The following is an 18,680-nucleotide window of genomic DNA, read 5'->3' on the forward strand; positions in this document are numbered from 1 at the left end:
CGCACATCCAATCGGAACAGACATCATGACCCGTACCAAGACACTTCCTCCGCTGCGCGTCGGCGTCGGCGGCCCGGTCGGCTCCGGCAAGACCACCTTGCTGGAGATGCTGTGCAAGGCCATGCGCGAGCGCTACGACCTGGTGGCGATCACCAACGACATCTACACCAAGGAAGACCAGCGCCTGCTGACGATTTCCGGCGCGCTGCCGGCGGAACGCATCATGGGCGTGGAAACCGGCGGCTGTCCGCATACCGCGATTCGGGAAGATGCGTCGATCAACCTCGAAGCGGTCGACCGCATGCTGGCGCGTTTTCCCGATGCCGACGTGGTGTTTATCGAATCGGGTGGGGATAATCTGGCGGCGACGTTCAGTCCGGAATTGTCGGACCTGACGATTTACGTGATCGATGTCGCCGGCGGCGAAAAGATTCCACGCAAGGGCGGGCCGGGTATCACCAAGTCGGATCTGCTGGTCATCAACAAGACCGACCTTGCGCCTTATGTCGGCGCCAACCTGGAGATAATGGAAAGCGATGCGCGCAAGATGCGCGGGGAGCGCCCGTTCGTGATGGGCAGCGTCAAATCAGGGAAGGGTCTCGATGCGGTAATCCGATTTATCGAGCGGCAGGGCATGCTGGCGATGTAGCCGCGCGGCGGCCGCCATCACGCGGCATTTTGTCCGACACTGCGCTTGCGGGCGAGGGCCCGTGCCACCGAGGCGACCAGGTCCTGGTCGTCATTATCCAGCCTTGCCATATAACGCCGCGCATTGCGTTGCGCGGTCGTTTCTTCGGCGCCGAATGGGGTGCGTAATTCCTCCACCGTCAATACCGAGTTCTCGCTTTCGAACTTCAACATTTCGCTGGGAGGAACGCCGAGGGTATCGGCCAGGGTGCAGATGTTGATCAGGGCCACATTGCGCAGCCCCCGTTCGATGCCGCTGAGGTAGGAGCGCGCCATTCCGCTTTCGAGCGCGAGTTTTTCCTGCGACCAGCCCCTTTGTTTGCGCAGGGCCGTTAGTCTTTGGCCAAATAGCTTGAGAGGATCGCCGATCATGGTCAGGGGGAGAGAGGAATTTGAGGGAAGTTAAGGGATTCGGCCGGTCGACTCGACATCCTAGAGTCCGTCGCACAATCGGTGTCAGACAGCATAACGCTGCCATACAAACACTATAGGTTGCAGAGAGTGTTGAAAATCCGCACAAGCATCGGGAAACGAACCGCACGCAACGCTTTTTTCTCATGTTTGCAAGGGAATGTCATACAGGTGTTCACCTGAACCGGTTTCTCAATTAACGAAAGAACCGCTCCTCTTTGTTAAGGAATGCCGGTGCACGTGATTCCTTCGGAGCCCTGTACGGCGGCGAAAACCGGCCGCCCAATGGAAAAGGCCCCCGGCTTTCGCCTGGGGGCCTTCGTTGCGCGGCCTGCTATTCACGCGCCCTTCGCACACGCAGGCGCCGGTCCGGCCGGGCGGATCACCGACCCGCCGGTTCTGGCACTCGCGCCGCTCAACGGCGGGCGTATTGGGTGGCGCCAAACAGGATCTCGCGCTCCTTGTCGGTATGCAGCGGCTTGCGCTCGCGCGCCAGGACTTCGACGCCGCGCTTGACCGCGGGGCGTTCGGCGATCGTATTGAACCAGCGCTTCAGGTTCGGATAGTCGTCCAGCTCGACGCCCTGGTTCTGCCAGCTGCGCAGCCACGGGAAGGTCGCGATATCGGCGATCGTGTAATCGTCGCCGGCCAGCCAGGGCCGGTTCGACAACTGCTTGTCGATCACGCCATAGAGGCGGCGCGCCTCGTTGGTATAGCGCTGGATCGCATATTCGATTTTCTCCGGCGCATAAATGCGGAAATGGTGCGCCTGCCCGAGCATCGGACCGACACCGCCCATCTGGAACATCAGCCATTGCAGCGTTTCGTATTTGCCGCGCACGTCCTCGGGCAGAAACTTGCCGGTCTTGCCGGCCAGATACACCAGGATCGCGCCCGATTCGAACAGGGAGATCGGCTGGCCGTCCGGTCCTTCGCTGTCGACGATCGCCGGGATCTTGTTGTTCGGACTGATCTTCAGGAATTCCTCGCCGAACTGATCGCCGGCGCCGATATTGATGGGGTGGACCTGGTAGGGCAGGCCGCACTCTTCCAGCATGATATGAACCTTGTGGCCATTGGGCGTGGCCCAGCTGTAGACATCGATCATCGAGGAAGCTCCTGGACGGGAGAAGGGCGCCGCCGGCTCGCCGGCAGGACACCGTGCCAGCCGCTGCAGGCAGCCGTTGGCGCCTGCCGGTGCGGGCAGCGGAACGCCGGTTGAATGGACCGACGCATTTAATCACAGAAGAAAAAAACGCGCAGACAGGCTGCGCGCGTGGATGGCAGGCTGCCGTCGCAGCCGCCCTGGAGTGTCTTGTCGGACGACGGCTTCAGCCGCCGCGCGTGACCGGCATCTGGATCTCGTCCGGATTCAGGCTCATATGCTTGGCCAGCTCCAGCTTGGCGATCGAGTTGCGGTGCACCTCGTCCGGGCCGTCGGCCAGACGCAGCGTGCGCTGATGCGCCCACCACGAGGCCAGCGGGAAGTCCTCCGACACGCCGGCCGCGCCATGGACCTGGATCGCCCAGTCGATGACCTTCAGCGCGACGTTCGGCGCCACCACCTTGATCATCGCGATCTCAGCCTTGGCCACCTTGTTGCCGACCGTGTCCATCATGTATGCGGCCTTCAGCGTCAGCAGACGGGCCATTTCGATCTCGCAGCGCGCTTCGGCGATGCGTTCCTGCGTGACGCCGTGACGGGCGATCTGCTTGCCGAAGGCGACCCGCTCCAGGCTGCGCTTGCACATCAGTTCGAGCGCGCGCTCGGCCACGCCGATGCTGCGCATGCAGTGGTGGATCCGGCCCGGGCCGAGGCGGCCCTGCGCGATCTCGAAGCCGCGGCCTTCGCCGAGCAGGATGTTCTCCGCCGGCACGCGCACGTTCTTCAGTTCGATCTCCATATGGCCGTGCGGCGCGTCGTCATAGCCGAACACGGGCAGATGGCGCTTGATGGTGATCCCCGGGGTATCGGCCGGCACCACGATCATCGACTGCTGCTCGTGGCGGCCCGCGTCCGGGTTGGTCTTGCCCATCACGATATAGACCTTGCAGCGCGGATCGCCGGCGCCCGACGACCACCACTTGGTGCCGTTGATCACGTAGTGGTCACCGTCGCGCTCGATGCGGCAGCGGATATTGGTCGCGTCGGACGACGCCACGTCGGGCTCGGTCATCAGAAAGGCCGAGCGGATCTCGCCGCGCAGCAGCGGCTCCAGCCACTTGTCCTTCAGTTCTTCCGAGGCGTAGCGCTCCAGCGTTTCCATGTTGCCGGTGTCCGGCGCGGCGCAGTTGAAGACTTCCGGCGACCAGGGCACCCGGCCCATGATTTCGCACAGCGGCGCGTATTCCAGATTGGACAGCCCTTCGGGCGCGCGCTTCGAACGCGGCAGGAACAGGTTCCACAGGCCGGCTTCGCGCGCCAGCGGCTTCAGCTCCTCGATCAGCTGGCTCGGCACCCAGGCGTTGCCGGCCTTGCGGTTGGCCTGGATCTCGGCGTGGAAGCGCTTCTCGTTCGGATAGATGTGCTGGTCGAAGAAGGCCAGCAGCCTGGCGCGCATCTCCTTGACCTTGGGCGAGTATTCGAAATCCATGGTGTCTCCTCACAACCCCTGCGATTTGGCCCCGCCGCGCTGCAGGACCGTACGGCGACGGACCGGCAGGCGGCGGGCGGGCGCGATATACGCCGACTGAGGGCACTCTATCTCATTGCGCGGAATATGAAAAATGAATTTTCTGGATTCGACGGTATCAATCTGCTGCATTCCATGACACAATCGCCGCCATGCAGCTCTCCCGCATCGACCTGAACCTGTTCGTCGTGTTTGACGCCATCTACACCGAAGGCAGCATCACGGCGGCCGCCCGGCAGCTGAACCTGACGCAGCCGGCGGTCAGCCATGCGCTCGGCCGGCTACGCACGCTGTTCGACGACCCGCTGTTCGAGCGGCGCGGGCAGGGCATGGCGCCGACGCCGCTGGCGCGCTCGCTGGCCGGAGAGGTACGCACCGCGCTGCAGTCGTTCGCGCGCACGCTGCAGGACACCCCGCACTTCGATCCCGCAGCGACGGTGCGGCGCTTCACCATCGGCATGCGCGACGCGCTCGAATCGACGTTGCTGCCGCCGCTGATGTCGCGCGTCGCCGCGGTGGCGCCGCACGTCGATATCGCGGCAGTCCGCTTCGATCGGCGCGAGATGGAATCCGAACTGCTGGCCGGCACGCTCGATGCCGCGATCGACATCCTGCTGCCGGTCTCGCCCGCGATCCACCACGCGGCCTTCATGTCCGATCCGATGGTGGTGCTCGCCAGGCGCGACCATCCGCTGGTGAAAAAGGAACTGACGCTGGAGCGCTATCTGGCCGCCGAACACGTGCACGTGTCGTCGCGGCGGCGCGGCGCAGGGCTCGAGGATCAGGCCCTGCACCGGATGGGCATGACGCGCCGGGTGCGCCTGCGCTGCCAGCACTACGCGGCGGCGTGCCGCATCGTCAGTTGCACCGATCTGCTGGCGACGCTGCCGCTGCGCTATGCGCGCATCGCCAACGAGGCGTATGGCAATCGGCTGCTGACGCTGCCGTTCAAGGTGCCGTCATTGGAACTGCATCTGTACTGGCATGCGGGTGGGGAGAACGATGGCGCGAATCGGTGGCTGCGGGAGCAGCTTGGGGCGGTGATTGGGGAACTCGGGCGCGGCGCCGCCGACGTCGATGCACGGCGAGGGGCCGATACCTGAGCCGTGACGGCACGCGTTGCCCGATCGCGTCCTCATGCGGCCCTTAAGGCGATCCAGTGACCGTTGCCGCAAGTTGCGGTTCGCCATTTCGGTGCGTGACGACATCGCTGCGTGACGAGGCAGGGGGAAGGTCGGCCCTGGACCCGTCGGCCGATGGGCTGTCCAGCCCGCGCTGTTCCGCTGGGGCGCCGATCGGTTCCTCGGGCGGCCGATTTGCAGCTTCGGCGCCGTTACTCGTCGACGCTGGCGACCCTGGCAACGGTGGCGCGACCGAAGCGTCGATCCGAGGAATGTTGCGCAGTTGTCGTGCCGCCGCTTCCGCCCGCAGGACCTGCTCGTTCGCAACGGCCGGCGCAGCCGCTGGCCGCTGCCTGTGGGTGCCGCGGCCCGCGCTCAGTGCGGCGCTTGCTGGATAGTGCAGGTCCGTTCGCCGGGGTCCGGTACGTCGGTGCAGTTGCTCGTTGCCATTTGCCGGAATGATGACGAATTGCGCAGTGCCGTTGTCCTGCTTGTCGAGCTTGCGTGCCGCAAAGGATCGCAGTACGCCAGGGACATCTCCTACGCGCTGGAGGTCTCCGTCGCCGCGCTCCAGGCGGTGGAGCAGCATGGCTCGCGTCGGCGCGAGGGCGGCCAGGTTTGGGTCAAGCGCCTCCGAGGCGGCGAGCGCATTGTCATCCGACTCCAATGCTGCGTTGTCCCGGGGGCCGTATAGCGAATGGGGCCGATGCATCAGGAAGGCGTTTCGTTCCTGCCCCGACAGCGGCTTGAATGCGGCGCCATCCACGCGGCGGCAGCCCTCCTCGAAAGCATTGGCAAAGGCCTGGGCAATAGCTTCGAACAGTGCGGAGATGATGCTGGACAGGCCACGAGGGCGATCGCTCGGGCCATGCGCGAGCATTGGCACGTCGAGATGCGGGTCGCGCCAGGCGATCTGGCCGATTTCGGTGCGGATTCCCGCCTTGAACTCGGTGGTCTCCCGACCGGTGAGCCAATTCCAGGCGTTGCGGATCGTTGTGTGAGCGGAATCGAAATAGACGTCGATCTGGTGGTCGATTTCGAGAATCGGATTGAGCGTGCTCATGCAGCGCGTTTTTCCAGTCTCGTCCCGATAGGAATACCAGTTCATCAGCTTGTTGATCCGCCATCCGCTTCCGTCGGCCAACGGCGAAATGCGCATGGTTATCTCGGTTGGCCGTGCATGCAGACCGAACCCGCGTTCGTGAAAGATCCTCGCCAGCGCCTCGCCTTCCGCATTCCAGATCGCCCGTTGTCCGAGCGTTGCGGCGAGCACGGCGGCATGTCCCGGATGCCAAAGCTGACCGCCCTCAACCAGTTGGGATTGCAGCTCGCCCTGAATGAATTCCAGCAACCTGGCGCCGGCGTCCTCGGGCGAGTCGGGCGCCGCGCTTTGCATCAGTGACCGGACCTGTCTGTCCGTATTGCTATCGTGTTTGCCGGCAAACTCGATGCGGCAACCTTGCGTGAAAAACAGCGCATGCGCGCTCGCTGCAAGGTCCATGCCCATTTGCTGGATATTGCTGCTTCCTGTCTTCGGGAATTCCGGGAAAGGGATGTCGATGTGGGCAATGTCGACAAAGGCTTTGGCACGTTGCTGGATTCGGGATTCACCAGGCATGGGATGTCCAATTGATAAAGGATGGAATCAATGGGAGCGATATGCCGCGCGCCGACCCTTGGGCTATCGTCTGTTTACTGCATGGTTGTCGCGATATGGCGGACGCGCAGGCGGACGCTCCGGTTACCACCGGACCTTGCAAGACAATGCGTGAATGTTCGCGGCGTTGTCTGGTAGTGGTGGCGGTGGGTCATGCGCGGAAGGCTGAATTGTTCCTTGCCGGCACCCACGGCGCTTTCCATGGCGAAGCCGGATTTGCGCGTTTTGACACTTCTGTAATCCCGGGCCGCCCGTCGTCGGCGATCGGCGGTCGGCGGTCGGCGTCAGCGGTCGCAGAATGCCTGCGCAATCCGGCTCAGCGCTTCGGCACAGGACGCCGACACTTTGAGAGCAAGCAGCGAGTCGGCGCGCGTCCGTCCGAGGTTGATGGCGGCGATCGGCTTGCCGGCCTGCGCGGCGGCTACGCAGAAGCGATAGCCCGAATAGACCATCAGCGACGACCCCACCACCAGCAGCGCATCGGCGCGTTGCAGAGCGTCGTGGACCGCCGCCACGCGATCGCGCGGTACCGAGTCGCCGAAGAACACCACATCGGGTTTGATCACGCCGGCGCAGCGCCGGCAATGGGGCACGGAGAAATCGTGCAGGTCCTCGGCTTCGAGATGCGCATCCCCGTCCGCGGAAGGCACGGCCGACAGGCCGGCGATGGCCGGGTTGGCCGCTTCGAGTTCGTGCTGGATGTCGGCGCGCGGATGCCGCTCGCCGCAGTTCAGGCAGACCACCGTGCCGAGGCTGCCATGCAGCTCGATCACGCCGGTGCTGCCCGCGGCCTGATGCAGGCCGTCGACGTTCTGCGTGACCAGCGCCTCGATGTGTCCCGCCTGCTGCAGCCGCGCGAGCGCGAGGTGCGCCTCATTGGGCCGGGCGCGCGACATGATCGGCCAGCCCACCATGCTGCGCGCCCAGTAACGCTGGCGGCGCGCATGCGAGTCGAGAAATTCGCGGTGCTGGATCGGCGTGCTCGCCCGCCAGTTGCCATCGGCATCGCGATAGCCGGGGATGCCGGAATCGGTGCTGATGCCGGCGCCGGTCAGCACCAGCAGGCGCGGGTGCCGGCGCACGAAGTCGATCAGCGCATCGGCATCGCCATGTGGCGGTACGCCGGCCGCCAGGGCGCCGATAGCGTCGAAAGAGGCGACAGCGTCCAGCCTCACGGCGAAGCGGCCTCCTGGGGGTGCCGTGCCAGCCAGTCCCTCAATTCCTGCCGGTAGCGCTCCATTTCCTCGTAATAGAAATCGAAGATGCAGGGGCTGCAACCGCTGCCGCAGCAGGCGTCGTCGTCGGGCCGGTTGGGCGGCAGCGGGCGGGGATCGTCGTGGGGAGAGGGGGTGGACACAGCGAACGGGCGAAAACCTATAGCAACGGCCAGTATACGCTTGCCGCCCCGGGGCTGCCCGTCGCGACACAGGCCCGGAGGGCCTGTGGCCGCCGTCAGTCGAGCTTGATGCCCGCCTGCTTGACCACCGCGGCCCAGCGCGTCTTCTCGGTGGCGAAGAAGCGGTTGGTCTCGGCGGGCGTCATCGTCACGACCTCGGCGCCCTGGCCGGCCAGTTGCGCGCGCACTTCCGGCGAACGGATGATGCGCACCAGTTCGGCGTTCAGGCGCGTCACCGCGGCGTCCGGCATCTTGGCCGGCGCCATCACGCCTTGCCACGTGCCCGACTCGAAGTTCGCCACGCCCTGTTCCGCGATGGTCGGCAGATTGCCCACCAGCGGCATGCGGGTGCGCTTGGACACCGCGATCGCCTTCAGCTTGCCGCTCTGCACGTGCGGCAGCGTGGCCAGCATGCCGTTCATCAGCACCTGTGCGGTGCCGCCGACGGTATCGGCGATCGCCTGCGCGCCGCCCTTGTACGGCACGTATTGCCATTTGGCGCCGGTGGCCTGCTGCACGGCCACGCCGGCCAGATGCGGGGCGCTGCCGATCGCCGTGACGGCGAAATTGAGCTCGCCGCGCTTGGACATCTCGACCAGGTCCTTCAGCGTATTGGCCTGCACCGACGGGTTGACCACCAGCATATGCGGCGAATAGGCCAGCATGGAAACGCCCTTCAGATCCTTGGCGGGATCGAAGGTCAGCTTGGTGTAGACCGACGGGCTGATCGCCAGCGCGCCGACATCGCACAGCAGCAGCGTGTGGTTGTCGCCGCCGGACTGCGCCACGAAGGCCGCGCCGACGTTGCCGTTGGCGCCGGGGCGGTTGTCGACCACCACCGGCTGACCGAGCGCTTCGCCGAGCTGCTTGCTGATCAGCCGGGCGATGATGTCCGACGACCCGCCGGCAGGGTAGGGCACCACCAGCCGGATCGGCCGGTTCGGCCAGGTGTCGGCGGCCAGGGCAGGCGTCGCCAGCGGGGCGGCGACAGCGGCGAGGGCGGCGGTGGAGGCGAATTTGAGGAAGCGGCGGCGTGCTTGCATGATGTCTCCGGGAACGGTTATTTGTCAGTCGTCATACAACAATGGTCGCCATCATAAGAGCCGGCATGCGCGCCGTCCAGCGGTAAGACAGCGAAATTTGGCATGTTTCAGGGAAATCCCGGAGGCGAGAGCGGAGGCTCTCGTTATATGTCGTCAGACAATGAAAAACGCCACTTTTGCCATGGACGAAAGCAAAAAAGGCTGGCACGGCTCTTCGCCGTGCCAGCCTTCATCCGGCCAGCCCTGACCGAATGTGTCCTGATCAGGCGATCCGCTGCTTCGCCTTCTGCGCGTACTGCCAGCCCATCTCGGCCATCGGCCGGGCCCGCCTGCCGGCGTCGACCGCCTGCGCCGACGACGCCGTGCCGTCGACCACGCGCTTGGCGATGCCCTGCAGGATGCCGGCAATGCGGAACATGCTGAAGGCCAGATAGAAGTTCCAGTCGCCGGTGATCTCGCGGCCGGTGCGCTGCTCGTACATGCGGCGATACGTCGCCTCGTCGGGAATGCCGAGCGCCGCATAGTCGAGTCCGGCGATGCCGCGGAACTGGCCCGGCGCGATATGCCAGCTCATGCAGTGGTAGCCGAAGTCGGCCATCGGATGGCCCAGCGTCGACAGTTCCCAGTCGAGCACCGCCAGCACGCGCGGCTCGGTGGGGTGGAACATCAGATTGTCGAGCCGGTAGTCGCCATGGACGATGCTGGTCAGGTCCTGGTCTTCCTCCGGGATATGGTGAGGGAGCCAGTCCATCAGCGCGTCCATCGCCTCGATCTTCTCGGTCTCGGACAGCTTGTACTGCTTGGTCCAGCGCTCGATCTGGCGCGCGAAGTAATTGCCCGGCTTGCCGTAGTCGCCCAGGCCGATGGCCTGGTAGTCGACGGTATGCATCGCGGCGATGACGCGGTTCATCTCGTCGTAGATCGCGGCGCGTTCGCTCGGGCTCATGCCGGGCAGCGACTGGTCCCACAGCACGCGGCCGTTGACGTACTCCATGATGTAGAACGCGCGGCCGATCACGGCCTCGTCTTCGCACAGCGCGTACATGCGCGCGACCGGCACGTCGGTGTTTGCCAGCGCCGCCATCACGCGGTACTCGCGCTCGATCGCGTGCGCCGACGGCAGCAACTTCGACTTCGGCCCCGGCTTGGCGCGCATCACGTAGGTGCGGCCCGGCGTGATCAGCTTGAAGGTGGGATTGGACTGGCCGCCCTTGAACTGCTCGACCGTCAGCGGCCCGGCGAAGTCCTCGACATGGTCGCGCAGCCAGGCTTCGAGCGCAGCGGTATCGAAGCGCTGCTGCTCGGCGACCGGGCGCGTGCCCTCGAACTGGGAAAGATTGCTGCTCATGCTGTCTCCGGTATCTTTTTTATCGGGATCGGGTCGGTAACGATGCGGCGGCGCTGTTCAGCCGCGGTCTTCAACCATAGTTGGGCTTGCGCTTTTCCAGGAAGGCGCTGATGCCTTCGCCGCCGTCCGGGTGATGCAGCGCGGCGACGAAGTTCTCGCGTTCCCGGGCCAGATGTTCGTTCAGCGACAGCGTGCCGGCCTGATTGATCAGCCCCTTGATGCGGCCCATCGCGTGCGAGGACTGCGCGGCCAGCGATTCGCCCAGGCGCAACGCTTCGGCCAGTGCCTGGCCTGGCTCGGTGACGCGGTTGACCAGGCCGAACTGCGCGAGCCGCTGCGCGTCGACGGTCTTGCCTTCGATCAGCAGTTCCGACGCCAGCTGACGCGGCAGCGCGCGCGCCAGTTCATACGAGCCGCCGCCGTCCGGCGTCAGGCCGACCTTGACGTAGGCCATCACGAACTTCGCATTGCTGGCGGCCACGACGAAATCGCAGGCCAGCACCACCGAGAAGCCCGCGCCGGCGGCGGCGCCTTCCACCGCGGCGATGATCGGCTTCGGAAACGCATGCAGGCTCTCGATCCATGCATGCAGCATCGTGATGCTGTCGGCCTGCACCTGCGGCGGCTGCGCGCGATTGCCCAGCAGCCGGTTCAGGTTGCCGCCGGCGCAGAACATGCCGTCGGCGCCGGTCAGCACCACCGAGCGGATGCTGCTGTCCTGCTCGGCTGCCTGCAGGGCTTCCTTCGTCGCGTGGTAGATCTCCGGGCCGAGCGCATTGCGCATTTCCGGATTGGAGATAGTCAGCACCAGCGTCGCATCGACGCGTTCGGACAGCAGTTGGGCAGGCATGGCGGCTCGGCTCGGTGGCGTGTTGGGGGGAAAGGAGCGCCCCGGGGAGGGCGGCCCGGAAACGTCAGGCTTCCTCGGTCAGCAGCGACAGGCCGAGGCTGGCACGGCGCCACAGCCAAGGGCTCGGACGATAGCGCATGTCGCCGGTCAGCCGCTCCATATTGCGCAGCACTTCGAGGATCAGCTGCGGGCCGATCGCATCGCCCAGCGCCAGCGGACCCTTCGGATAGCCCAGGCCAAGATTGACGGCCAGGTCGATGTCCGACGGCGTCGCGATGCGCTGCTGCGCGATATCCGAAGCGATATTGACGATGCACGAGACGATGCGCTGGGCGACGAAGCCGGCCGAGTCGCGGATCACCGTGACCGGCACGCCGTCGCTGGCGAACAGGCCGTGGGCGGCGTCGCGCATCGCGGCGCTGGTGGCGGGCGTCGTCATCAGCGTGCGGCGCCTGGTGGCTTCGAACGGCAGCAGCGTGTCGATGGCGATCACGCGGCTCGCATCGAGCCCCTGCTGCAGCGCGCAGGCGGTCGCATCCAGACCCAGCGGCGTCACCACGATCAGCGCATCGGCCGACGGTGCGTTGCCGCCCTCGGGCGTGATGCCCATCGCGGTCAGCAGCTTGACCACCATCGCATGGCCGCGTTCGCTGTCGCGGCTGACCCAGACGCTGGCCGGACGCGCGTTAGGCACCGGGGCCGTGGCGGGCAGCTGCTTCTGGCCATCGACATAGCGGTAGAAGCCGCCGCCGGTCTTGCGCCCTAGCAGCCCGCCGACCTGGCGGATCGCCGTGATCGGCGACGGACGATAGCGCGGCTCCTGGTAGAACTGGTTGTAGATCGACTCCATCACCGGGTGCGACACGTCGAGCCCGGTCAGGTCCATCAGCTCGAACGGGCCCATGCGGAAGCCCGCCTGCTCGCGCATGATCGCGTCGATGTCGGCGAACTCGGCCACACCTTCCTGCGCGGCCTTCAGCCCTTCGATGTTCATGCCGCGGCCGGCATGGTTGACGATGAAGCCCGGCATGTCCTTGCAACGCACCGGCGTATGGCCCATGCGACGCGACAGCGCCATCAGCGCATCGCCCACCGCCGGATCGCCGGACAGGCCGTCGATCACCTCGACGACCTTCATCAGCGGCACCGGATTGAAGAAGTGGTAGCCGACGATGCGGCCCGGGTGCTTCGCGCCGACCGCGATCGCGGTGACCGACAGCGACGAGGTGTTCGACGCGATCACGGCATCCGGACGCACGATGGCTTCGAGCCCGGCGACCAGGTCGCGCTTGACTTCGAGCCGCTCGACGATGGCCTCGAGCACCATGTCGCAGTCGGCCATTTCCTCGAGCGCGCCGCACGGCTGCACGCGCGCGAGCGTGGCGGCGGCATCGTCGCTGCTGATCTTGCCCTTGTCGGCAAGCTTGGCCAGCGTGTCCTGCAGATACTGCCGGGCGGCCGCAACGGCCTGGGGATTGGTGTCGAACAGGCGGACGGTCAGGCCCGCCTGCGCGGCGATCTGGGCAATGCCCCGGCCCATTGCGCCGGTGCCCACGATGCCGAGGGTGTCGATAGTCAAAGTGCTCATCGTGCTTCCAAAAAGTTGTGGTTAAATTAGCACGCTCGTGCGGTTTTTGCACCCGTTGCGTGAACACCGCCGCGCAGGCGCGTGCGCTGATCGGCCAAAAAAAGCCGAGGCGCGGCCACCGATCCCGTCCGGGAGAACGCAGCACAACAAAGGAGACACCCCATGCTGAAGCTCTGCGGCTTTGCTGCCAGCAACTACTACAACAAGGTCAAGCTGGCGCTGATGGAAAAGAATGTGCCGTTCGAGGAGGTGCTGGCCTGGATCGGCGAGACCGACCTGGACGCCTCGCCGCTGGGCAAGGTGCCGTACATCGTGGTCGATGGCGGCACGCTGTGCGAATCGGAGGTGATCGCCGAATACCTGGAGGCCGCCTATCCGCAGAACCCGCTGCTGCCGGCCGACCCGCTGGCCGCCGGCAAGGTGCGCGAGCTGGTCACGTATCTCGAACTGTATCTGGAACTGACGGTGCGCGAGCTCTACCCCGAGGCGTTTTTCGGCGGCAAGGTCAGCGATGGCGTCAAGGAGCGCCAGCAGAAGCTGCTGAACCGCTACATTCCCGCCTTCGCCAAGCTGGCGAAATTCTCGCCGTATATCGCGGGCGACCGCTTCACGCTGGCCGACTGCGCCGCGGTGGTGCATCTGCCGCTGGTGTCGGCCGCGACCAGGATCATCTACGGCGCGGACATGCTGGCCGACCTGCCGGTCAAGGACTATCTGAAGCGGATGAGCGAGCGGCCGACCGTGCAGAAGGTCAACGCGGAACGCAAGGCCAATACCGAGTTGATGCTGAGCCGGAACAAGTAGGAACGCGATCGCGCTTCGACACCACCCCCTCTCCCCAACCCTCTCCCCCTGAGGGGGAGAGGGAGAACACCATCCGGTGGGCGAATGTTCGTGCTGCTCGTCGTGACCGCACCGGTTTTCTCCCCTCTCCCGCTTGCGGGAGAGGGGCGGGGGAGAGGGCAGCGGGCGGTCGCATTGCGGCGACTGCCCGCTCTACCTTAAAGCTTGCGCAACCGCTCCAGCGCCAGCCCCAGCGTCTCCTCCCGCTTGGCAAAGCAGAACCGCACCACGCCCGATTCGCGCGGCTGCGAATAGAACGCCGACACCGGAATCGCCGCGACGCCGATCTCGCGCGTCAGCCACATCGCGAAATCCGCTTCGCTCATGTCCGAAATCGCCGAATAGTCGACGCACTGGAAGTACGTCCCGTCCGACGGCAGCAGCTTGAAGCGCGTATCGGCCAGCCCGGCACGGAAGAAGTCGCGCTTGGCCTGATAGAACGCCGGCAATTCGAGATAGGGCGCCGGGTCCGACATGTAGTCGGCCAGCCCGTGCTGCACCGGCGTATTGACGGTGAATACATTGAACTGGTGGACCTTGCGGAATTCGGCCATCAGCGCGGCCGGCGCGGCGACATAGCCGACCTTCCAGCCGGTCACGTGATAGGTCTTGCCGAAGCTCGACACGACGAAGCTGCGCCGTGCCAGTTCCGGATGGCGCGCCACCGACTGATGCGCCTGGCCGTCGTAGACCATGTGCTCGTAGACCTCGTCCGACAGCAGCAGGATGTCGGTGCCCGCCAGCAGCGCGGCCAGCTGCCGCATGTCGTCCTCGCGCCAGATCGTGCCGGTCGGGTTGTGCGGCGTGTTGATCAGGATCATCCGCGTGCGCGGCGTGATCGCGGCGGCGAGGCGGTCGAACGGGATGCGGAAGTGCGGGGCGTCCAGCATCACCGGCACCGGCTTGCCGCCGGCCAGTTCGATCGCGGGCAGATAGCTGTCGTAGCACGGTTCCAGCACGATCACTTCGTCGCCCGGATGGACCGCGCACAGGATCGCGGTCAGCAGCGCCTGCGTCGCGCCGGCGGTCACCGTGATCTCGCTGTCGGCGTCGTAGGCGCGGCCGTAGAGCTTGCCGATCTTGTCGGCGATGGCCTGGCGCAGCTTCGGCACGCCGGCCATCGGCGGGTACTGGTTCAGGCCGCCCTGCATCGCGCGCGTGACCGCGTCGACGATCTTCGGATCGCAGTCGAAGTCCGGAAAGCCCTGACCCAGGTTGACCGCATTCTTTTCGGCGGCGAGCGCCGACATCACGGTGAAGATCGTGGTGCCCACGTTGGGCAGGCGGGACGGGGGAGGGCTGAGCGGAGCGTCGGCAGACATGGCGTCAATCGTCAATTCGTCAATCGGTTGGCAGGGAGATGTCGAGCGGAATCGGGGCGAGCGGCGCAGTGGCGCGCCGGGGCTCGCTCGCGCCGCATCGACCGGCGATTCTAGCGCGCCGGCCGCGCGGCCAGCCACGGCGCGAAGGCCTGCGGCGTCAATACCGCGACGCCGCTGCTGCGGCGCAGCCGGCCGGCCAGCTTGAGCACCGCCTTGTCCTTCGACACCAGGCAATCGGCGCCGGCAAAGTGCGCCAGCTCGATGAACTTCTGGTCGTCGCCGTCGCGGCACCGCGGCAGCCGGGTCGCCTCGGCCTGCGTCGGGCAGGGCGGCGCGACCGCGGTGGTCAGCCGGTCCACGGTGGCCAGCGCCTCGTCGATATCGACCTCGAAGCGCGCGAACTGCGGATAGGCCAATACGCGGCGCAATTCCTCGCGGCAATCGGCGCGGATCAGCGGCGCGATCGCGCCGTCCTGCAGCGCGGTGCGGATCGGCTCGGCATGCCGATCGCGAAAGACCAGCAGATCGATCCAGACGTTGGAGTCCAGTACCACGCGGGGTGCGGAATCAGGGGCCGGGGGCGATGCGGGATCGGCAAAGGGTTCGGTGCCGGATGCGGTGTCCGGCCCGGTAGAGGGGTTGAGCATTCGTTACAATCTGGACTTTGTTTCTGCCGCATTCTGCCATGTTGATCGTTCTGTCGCCCGCCAAGTCGCTGGACTACGAGACGCCGCCCCGCGTCCGGCCCCCGCTCGATGCCAGCCACCTGCCGCGGCTGATCCCGCGTTCGGCGCAGCTGATCGAGCGTTTGCGCGCGCTGGCGCCGCAGGAAATCGGCACGCTGATGGACATCTCCGACAAGCTGGCGGTGCTGAACGCGACCCGCTACGCCGACTGGTCGCCGAAGTTCACCGCGCGCAACAGCAAGCCCGCGGTGCTGGCCTTCAACGGCGATGTCTACGAGGGGCTCGACGCGCCCAGCCTGTCGGACGACGACCTCGCCTTCGCGCAGCGCCATGTGCGCATCCTGTCGGGCCTGTACGGCGTGCTGCGGCCGCTGGACTGGATGCAGCCATACCGGCTGGAGATGGGCACGCGGCTGGCGAACGAGGCCGGCAAGGACCTGTACGCGTTCTGGGGCGACGACGTGACACAGCTGCTGAACAAGGATCTCGCCGGGCTGAAAGGCGAGGGCGCGCCGACGCTGGTCAATCTCGCTTCCGAGGAATATTTCAAGGCGGTCCGTCCCAAGGTGCTGAACGCGCGCGTGATCACGCCGGTGTTCGAGGACTGGAAGGGCGGCCGCTACAAGATCATCTCGTTCCATGCCAAGCGGGCGCGCGGCACCATGACGCGCTTTGCCGTGACCCGCCGCATCACCGACCCGGCCGGCCTGAAAAAATTCGCCGAGGACGGCTATGCCTACGACGCGAAGGCGTCGGACGCGACGCGCTGGGTGTTCCGGCGCCGGCTGGAAGACTGACGCCGCCGCGCCGGCGCATCGGCCGCCGGCCACACGCCACGGCGTCCCACCACGAATTCGTCTTGCGAGGCTCTGACATGAAGACCGCAGCGCTGCATATCTCCAGCCGGTTCGATTCCGGTGCGATCGAAGTCGAGGCGCTGGATCGCGCCGACGATATCCGGCTGCGCATCCGCGCCGATTCGCATGCCGACTTCCGCCAGTGGTTCCATTTCGGGCTGCATGGCGCGGCCGGGCAGGCCTGCCGGCTGCAGTTCCTGAACGCCGGCGATTGCACCTATCCGGACGGCTGGCGCGACTACCGCGCCGTGGCCTCGTACGACCGCGTGCAGTGGTTCCGCGTGCCGACGCGCTTCGACGGGCAGGTAATGACGGTCGAATTCACGCCGGCCCACGACAGCATCTGGTTCGCCTATTTCGAGCCGTATCCGGAGGAGCGCCATCTCGCATTGCTGGGCACCTGTCAGCGTTCGCCGCGCGCGCGGCTGACGCATCTGGGCAGCACGGTGCAGGGCCGCGACATGACGGCGGTGACGATCGGCGCGCCGGCTGACGGCGACAATGACGGCGGCAATGACGGCCGCAAGACGATCTGGATGATCGCGCGCCAGCATCCGGGCGAGACCATGGCGGAGTGGTTCGTCGAAGGCGTGCTGCAGCGGCTGACCGGCACCGGTATCTGGGCCGGCGACGGCGTGGCCGAGCGGCTGCTGCAGAAGGCGGTGTTCCATATCGTCCCGAACATGAATCCGGACGGCTCGGCACTGGGCAATCTGCGCACCAACGCCGCGGGGGCCAATCTGAATCGCGAATGGATGGCGCCGAGCCTCGATACCAGCCCGGAGGTCTACCACGTGCGCCGTGCGATCGAAGCGACCGGCTGCGACCTGTTCTTCGACATCCACGGTGACGAGGGGCTGCCGTACAACTTCGTCGCCGGCAGCGAGATGCTGCCGAGCTTCACCGAGTCCCAGCGCGTCGCGCAGGCGCGCTTCGTCGAGGCCTTCAAGCGCGCCACGCCGGACTTCCAGGACGTGCATGGCTATGCAGCGAGCAAGTACAACGCCGATGCACTGAAGCTGGCCTCCAAGTACATCGGCCACGCGTTCGGCTGCCTGTCGCTGACGCTGGAGATGCCGTTCAAGGACAACGCGGACCTGCCGCAGCCCGAGGTCGGCTGGAATGGCGCCCGCAGCGCGCTGCTGGGCGCGGCGATGCTGCAGGCGATCCTGGCGCAGCTGGACTGAGCGCCGCTGCCGGGCCGGCCCGGCAGCGATGCGGTGGGGAACTTCAGCGCGACGGCTTGCTGGTCTTCTTCGTCGATTTGCCGGCGCTGCTCGAACCGCCGGACTTGGCCGCGGCCTTCTTCGCGCTGCCCGATGACTTGGCCGACGTGGCCTTGCCCGATCGGCTCGACTTGGTCGCCTTGCCCTTGGCCTTTGCACCCCTGGCCGTCGCATTGCGCGGGGCCACGCTGACCGCGGGTTTGGCGGCCGGCTCGACGATGATGTCGCCGTCGTCGTCCAGCAGTTCGTAGGCCAGCATCATGCCGTCGTCGTAGCCGCAGCGGACCTTGACCGGGTCCCAGCGCGATTGGCCCGCTTGGCCCGACTGGCCGTTGCGGCGGTGCGCGGCGGCCGAGAAGGTGACCACCGAGGTCACCGGCACCGCCTGCTTGCCGCGCGAGAAGCGGCCTTCCCAGCTTTCGACCGAGGCCTGTCCGGATGCCAGCGCGCCGGTCGGAATGCGCAGCGCGTCGTAGGTCGCCGAGCGCGGCACCACCCAGCTCGCATGCGCGGCGCAATCGGCCACATCGGCGCTGGCGTTCTCGCTTTGCATCAGCTGCTGGCGCATCTGCGCACGATATTCGGCCAGGCTGACGCGGCCCGTGGACGGCAGCGTGACGGTCTTGGTCGGGGAGTTGTCGTTGTCCGGCGGCGGCACCGCCGGCTTGTCGGAGTAGGAAGTCGCGCCGCGCGGTGCGGGCGCGGGGGCCTGCGCAGCAGGGCTGGCGGCCGGCGCCTGGGCCTGCTGGCCCGCGGTGTTGCCCGGCTCGTCGGGCGCGGTGGCACAGGCTGCCAGCATCAAGGCGGCGGTTGCGGCGGCGAGGGCGCGCAGCCGCATGGAAATTCGTCGGATCACGGGATCTGCTTGCTTCGGGGGCGAAGTGGTTGGCAAAAGACTGCCATGATAGAGGAAACCCTTTGCACAAAGTTCCTCAGCGCCACCAACCTAGGGTCAGTCCCGAGCGGCGGACCGGGCCCGGTCCGCCGCCCTGGGGAGCGAACGGACCGGGCC

The 18,680-nt window shown here is 66.3% G+C and carries 18 protein-coding genes; 5 read left to right on the forward strand and 13 right to left on the reverse strand.

Features of this window, described 5'->3' with window-relative positions:
- The first annotated feature begins 25 nt into the window (after positions 1–25).
- Positions 26–649: an urease accessory protein UreG gene (gene ureG / locus J5T34_RS04760; RefSeq protein WP_208578841.1), complete on the forward strand. Its 624-nt coding sequence runs from the start codon at positions 26–28 to the stop codon at positions 647–649.
- A 17-nt stretch (positions 650–666) separates the two neighbouring features.
- Here ureG and J5T34_RS04765 read toward each other — a convergent pair whose 3' ends face one another.
- The 3 genes from J5T34_RS04765 to J5T34_RS04775 form a co-directional block, all read right to left on the reverse strand.
- A complete protein-coding gene (locus J5T34_RS04765; RefSeq protein WP_208578842.1) occupies positions 667–1,059 on the reverse strand; it encodes a helix-turn-helix domain-containing protein in 393 nt (130 codons plus the stop codon).
- A 454-nt stretch (positions 1,060–1,513) separates the two neighbouring features.
- On the reverse strand, positions 1,514–2,206 hold the full coding sequence (locus tag J5T34_RS04770; protein ID WP_208578843.1) for a glutathione binding-like protein: 693 nt from the start codon (positions 2,204–2,206) through the stop codon (positions 1,514–1,516).
- A 223-nt stretch (positions 2,207–2,429) separates the two neighbouring features.
- Entirely contained in the window at positions 2,430–3,692 is a 1,263-nt protein-coding gene (locus J5T34_RS04775) for an acyl-CoA dehydrogenase family protein (RefSeq protein WP_208578844.1), read from the reverse strand.
- Between the two features lie 191 nt (positions 3,693–3,883).
- Here J5T34_RS04775 and J5T34_RS04780 point away from each other — a divergent pair, with 191 nt between their 5' ends.
- Positions 3,884–4,834: a LysR family transcriptional regulator gene (locus tag J5T34_RS04780; protein WP_208578845.1), complete on the forward strand. Its 951-nt coding sequence runs from the start codon at positions 3,884–3,886 to the stop codon at positions 4,832–4,834.
- A gap of 43 nt (positions 4,835–4,877) precedes the next feature.
- Here the strand turns inward: J5T34_RS04780 and J5T34_RS04785 are convergent, their stop codons facing one another.
- From J5T34_RS04785 to J5T34_RS04815, 7 genes are all read right to left on the reverse strand, one after another.
- Positions 4,878–6,470: a hypothetical protein gene (locus tag J5T34_RS04785; RefSeq protein ID WP_208578846.1), complete on the reverse strand. Its 1,593-nt coding sequence runs from the start codon at positions 6,468–6,470 to the stop codon at positions 4,878–4,880.
- 323 nt (positions 6,471–6,793) lie between these two features.
- The gene (locus J5T34_RS04790; protein WP_432207631.1) at positions 6,794–7,651 is read right to left on the reverse strand and encodes an NAD-dependent protein deacetylase; all 858 of its coding nucleotides are present in this window, start codon (positions 7,649–7,651) and stop codon (positions 6,794–6,796) included.
- A 29-nt stretch (positions 7,652–7,680) separates the two neighbouring features.
- Positions 7,681–7,866, reverse strand: a complete 186-nt coding sequence (locus tag J5T34_RS04795) for an oxidoreductase-like domain-containing protein (RefSeq protein WP_347880633.1) — start codon at positions 7,864–7,866, stop codon at positions 7,681–7,683.
- A gap of 95 nt (positions 7,867–7,961) precedes the next feature.
- On the reverse strand, positions 7,962–8,948 hold the full coding sequence (locus J5T34_RS04800; protein ID WP_208578847.1) for a Bug family tripartite tricarboxylate transporter substrate binding protein: 987 nt from the start codon (positions 8,946–8,948) through the stop codon (positions 7,962–7,964).
- Positions 8,949–9,210: 262 nt separating this feature from the next.
- Positions 9,211–10,296, reverse strand: coding sequence for a phosphotransferase (locus J5T34_RS04805; protein WP_208578848.1), 1,086 nt, complete (start codon positions 10,294–10,296; stop codon positions 9,211–9,213).
- 70 nt (positions 10,297–10,366) lie between these two features.
- Positions 10,367–11,146, reverse strand: a complete 780-nt coding sequence (locus J5T34_RS04810) for an oxepin-CoA hydrolase, alternative type (protein WP_174108072.1) — start codon at positions 11,144–11,146, stop codon at positions 10,367–10,369.
- Positions 11,147–11,210: 64 nt separating this feature from the next.
- Complete coding sequence (locus J5T34_RS04815; protein ID WP_208578849.1) at positions 11,211–12,734, reverse strand: 3-hydroxyacyl-CoA dehydrogenase; 1,524 nt, start codon at positions 12,732–12,734, stop codon at positions 11,211–11,213.
- A gap of 162 nt (positions 12,735–12,896) precedes the next feature.
- Between J5T34_RS04815 and J5T34_RS04820 the strand changes: the two genes are divergently transcribed.
- On the forward strand, positions 12,897–13,538 hold the full coding sequence (locus tag J5T34_RS04820; protein ID WP_208578850.1) for a glutathione S-transferase: 642 nt from the start codon (positions 12,897–12,899) through the stop codon (positions 13,536–13,538).
- 197 nt (positions 13,539–13,735) lie between these two features.
- On the opposite strand, the gene J5T34_RS04825 is transcribed toward J5T34_RS04820, so the two are convergent.
- Together J5T34_RS04825 and J5T34_RS04830 are read right to left on the reverse strand one after the other, a co-directional pair.
- Complete coding sequence (locus J5T34_RS04825) at positions 13,736–14,899, reverse strand: pyridoxal phosphate-dependent aminotransferase (RefSeq protein ID WP_208578851.1); 1,164 nt, start codon at positions 14,897–14,899, stop codon at positions 13,736–13,738.
- Between the two features lie 110 nt (positions 14,900–15,009).
- A complete protein-coding gene (locus J5T34_RS04830; protein WP_208578852.1) occupies positions 15,010–15,546 on the reverse strand; it encodes a putative toxin-antitoxin system toxin component, PIN family in 537 nt (178 codons plus the stop codon).
- A 38-nt stretch (positions 15,547–15,584) separates the two neighbouring features.
- Here J5T34_RS04830 and yaaA point away from each other — a divergent pair, with 38 nt between their 5' ends.
- Positions 15,585–16,382 carry a peroxide stress protein YaaA gene (gene yaaA / locus J5T34_RS04835; RefSeq protein WP_208578853.1) on the forward strand — a complete coding sequence of 266 codons (798 nt, stop codon included), beginning with the start codon at positions 15,585–15,587 and terminating at the stop codon, positions 16,380–16,382.
- 77 nt (positions 16,383–16,459) lie between these two features.
- A complete protein-coding gene (locus J5T34_RS04840) occupies positions 16,460–17,629 on the forward strand; it encodes a M14 family metallopeptidase (RefSeq protein WP_208578854.1) in 1,170 nt (389 codons plus the stop codon).
- Positions 17,630–17,672: 43 nt separating this feature from the next.
- Here J5T34_RS04840 and J5T34_RS04845 read toward each other — a convergent pair whose 3' ends face one another.
- Positions 17,673–18,524: a BspC domain-containing protein gene (locus tag J5T34_RS04845; RefSeq protein ID WP_432207628.1), complete on the reverse strand. Its 852-nt coding sequence runs from the start codon at positions 18,522–18,524 to the stop codon at positions 17,673–17,675.
- Between the last annotated feature and the right edge of the window lie 156 nt (positions 18,525–18,680).

Origin of the sequence: Cupriavidus gilardii (genome assembly GCF_017598945.1) — a bacterium.
Lineage (GTDB): Bacteria > Pseudomonadota > Gammaproteobacteria > Burkholderiales > Burkholderiaceae > Cupriavidus > Cupriavidus gilardii_E.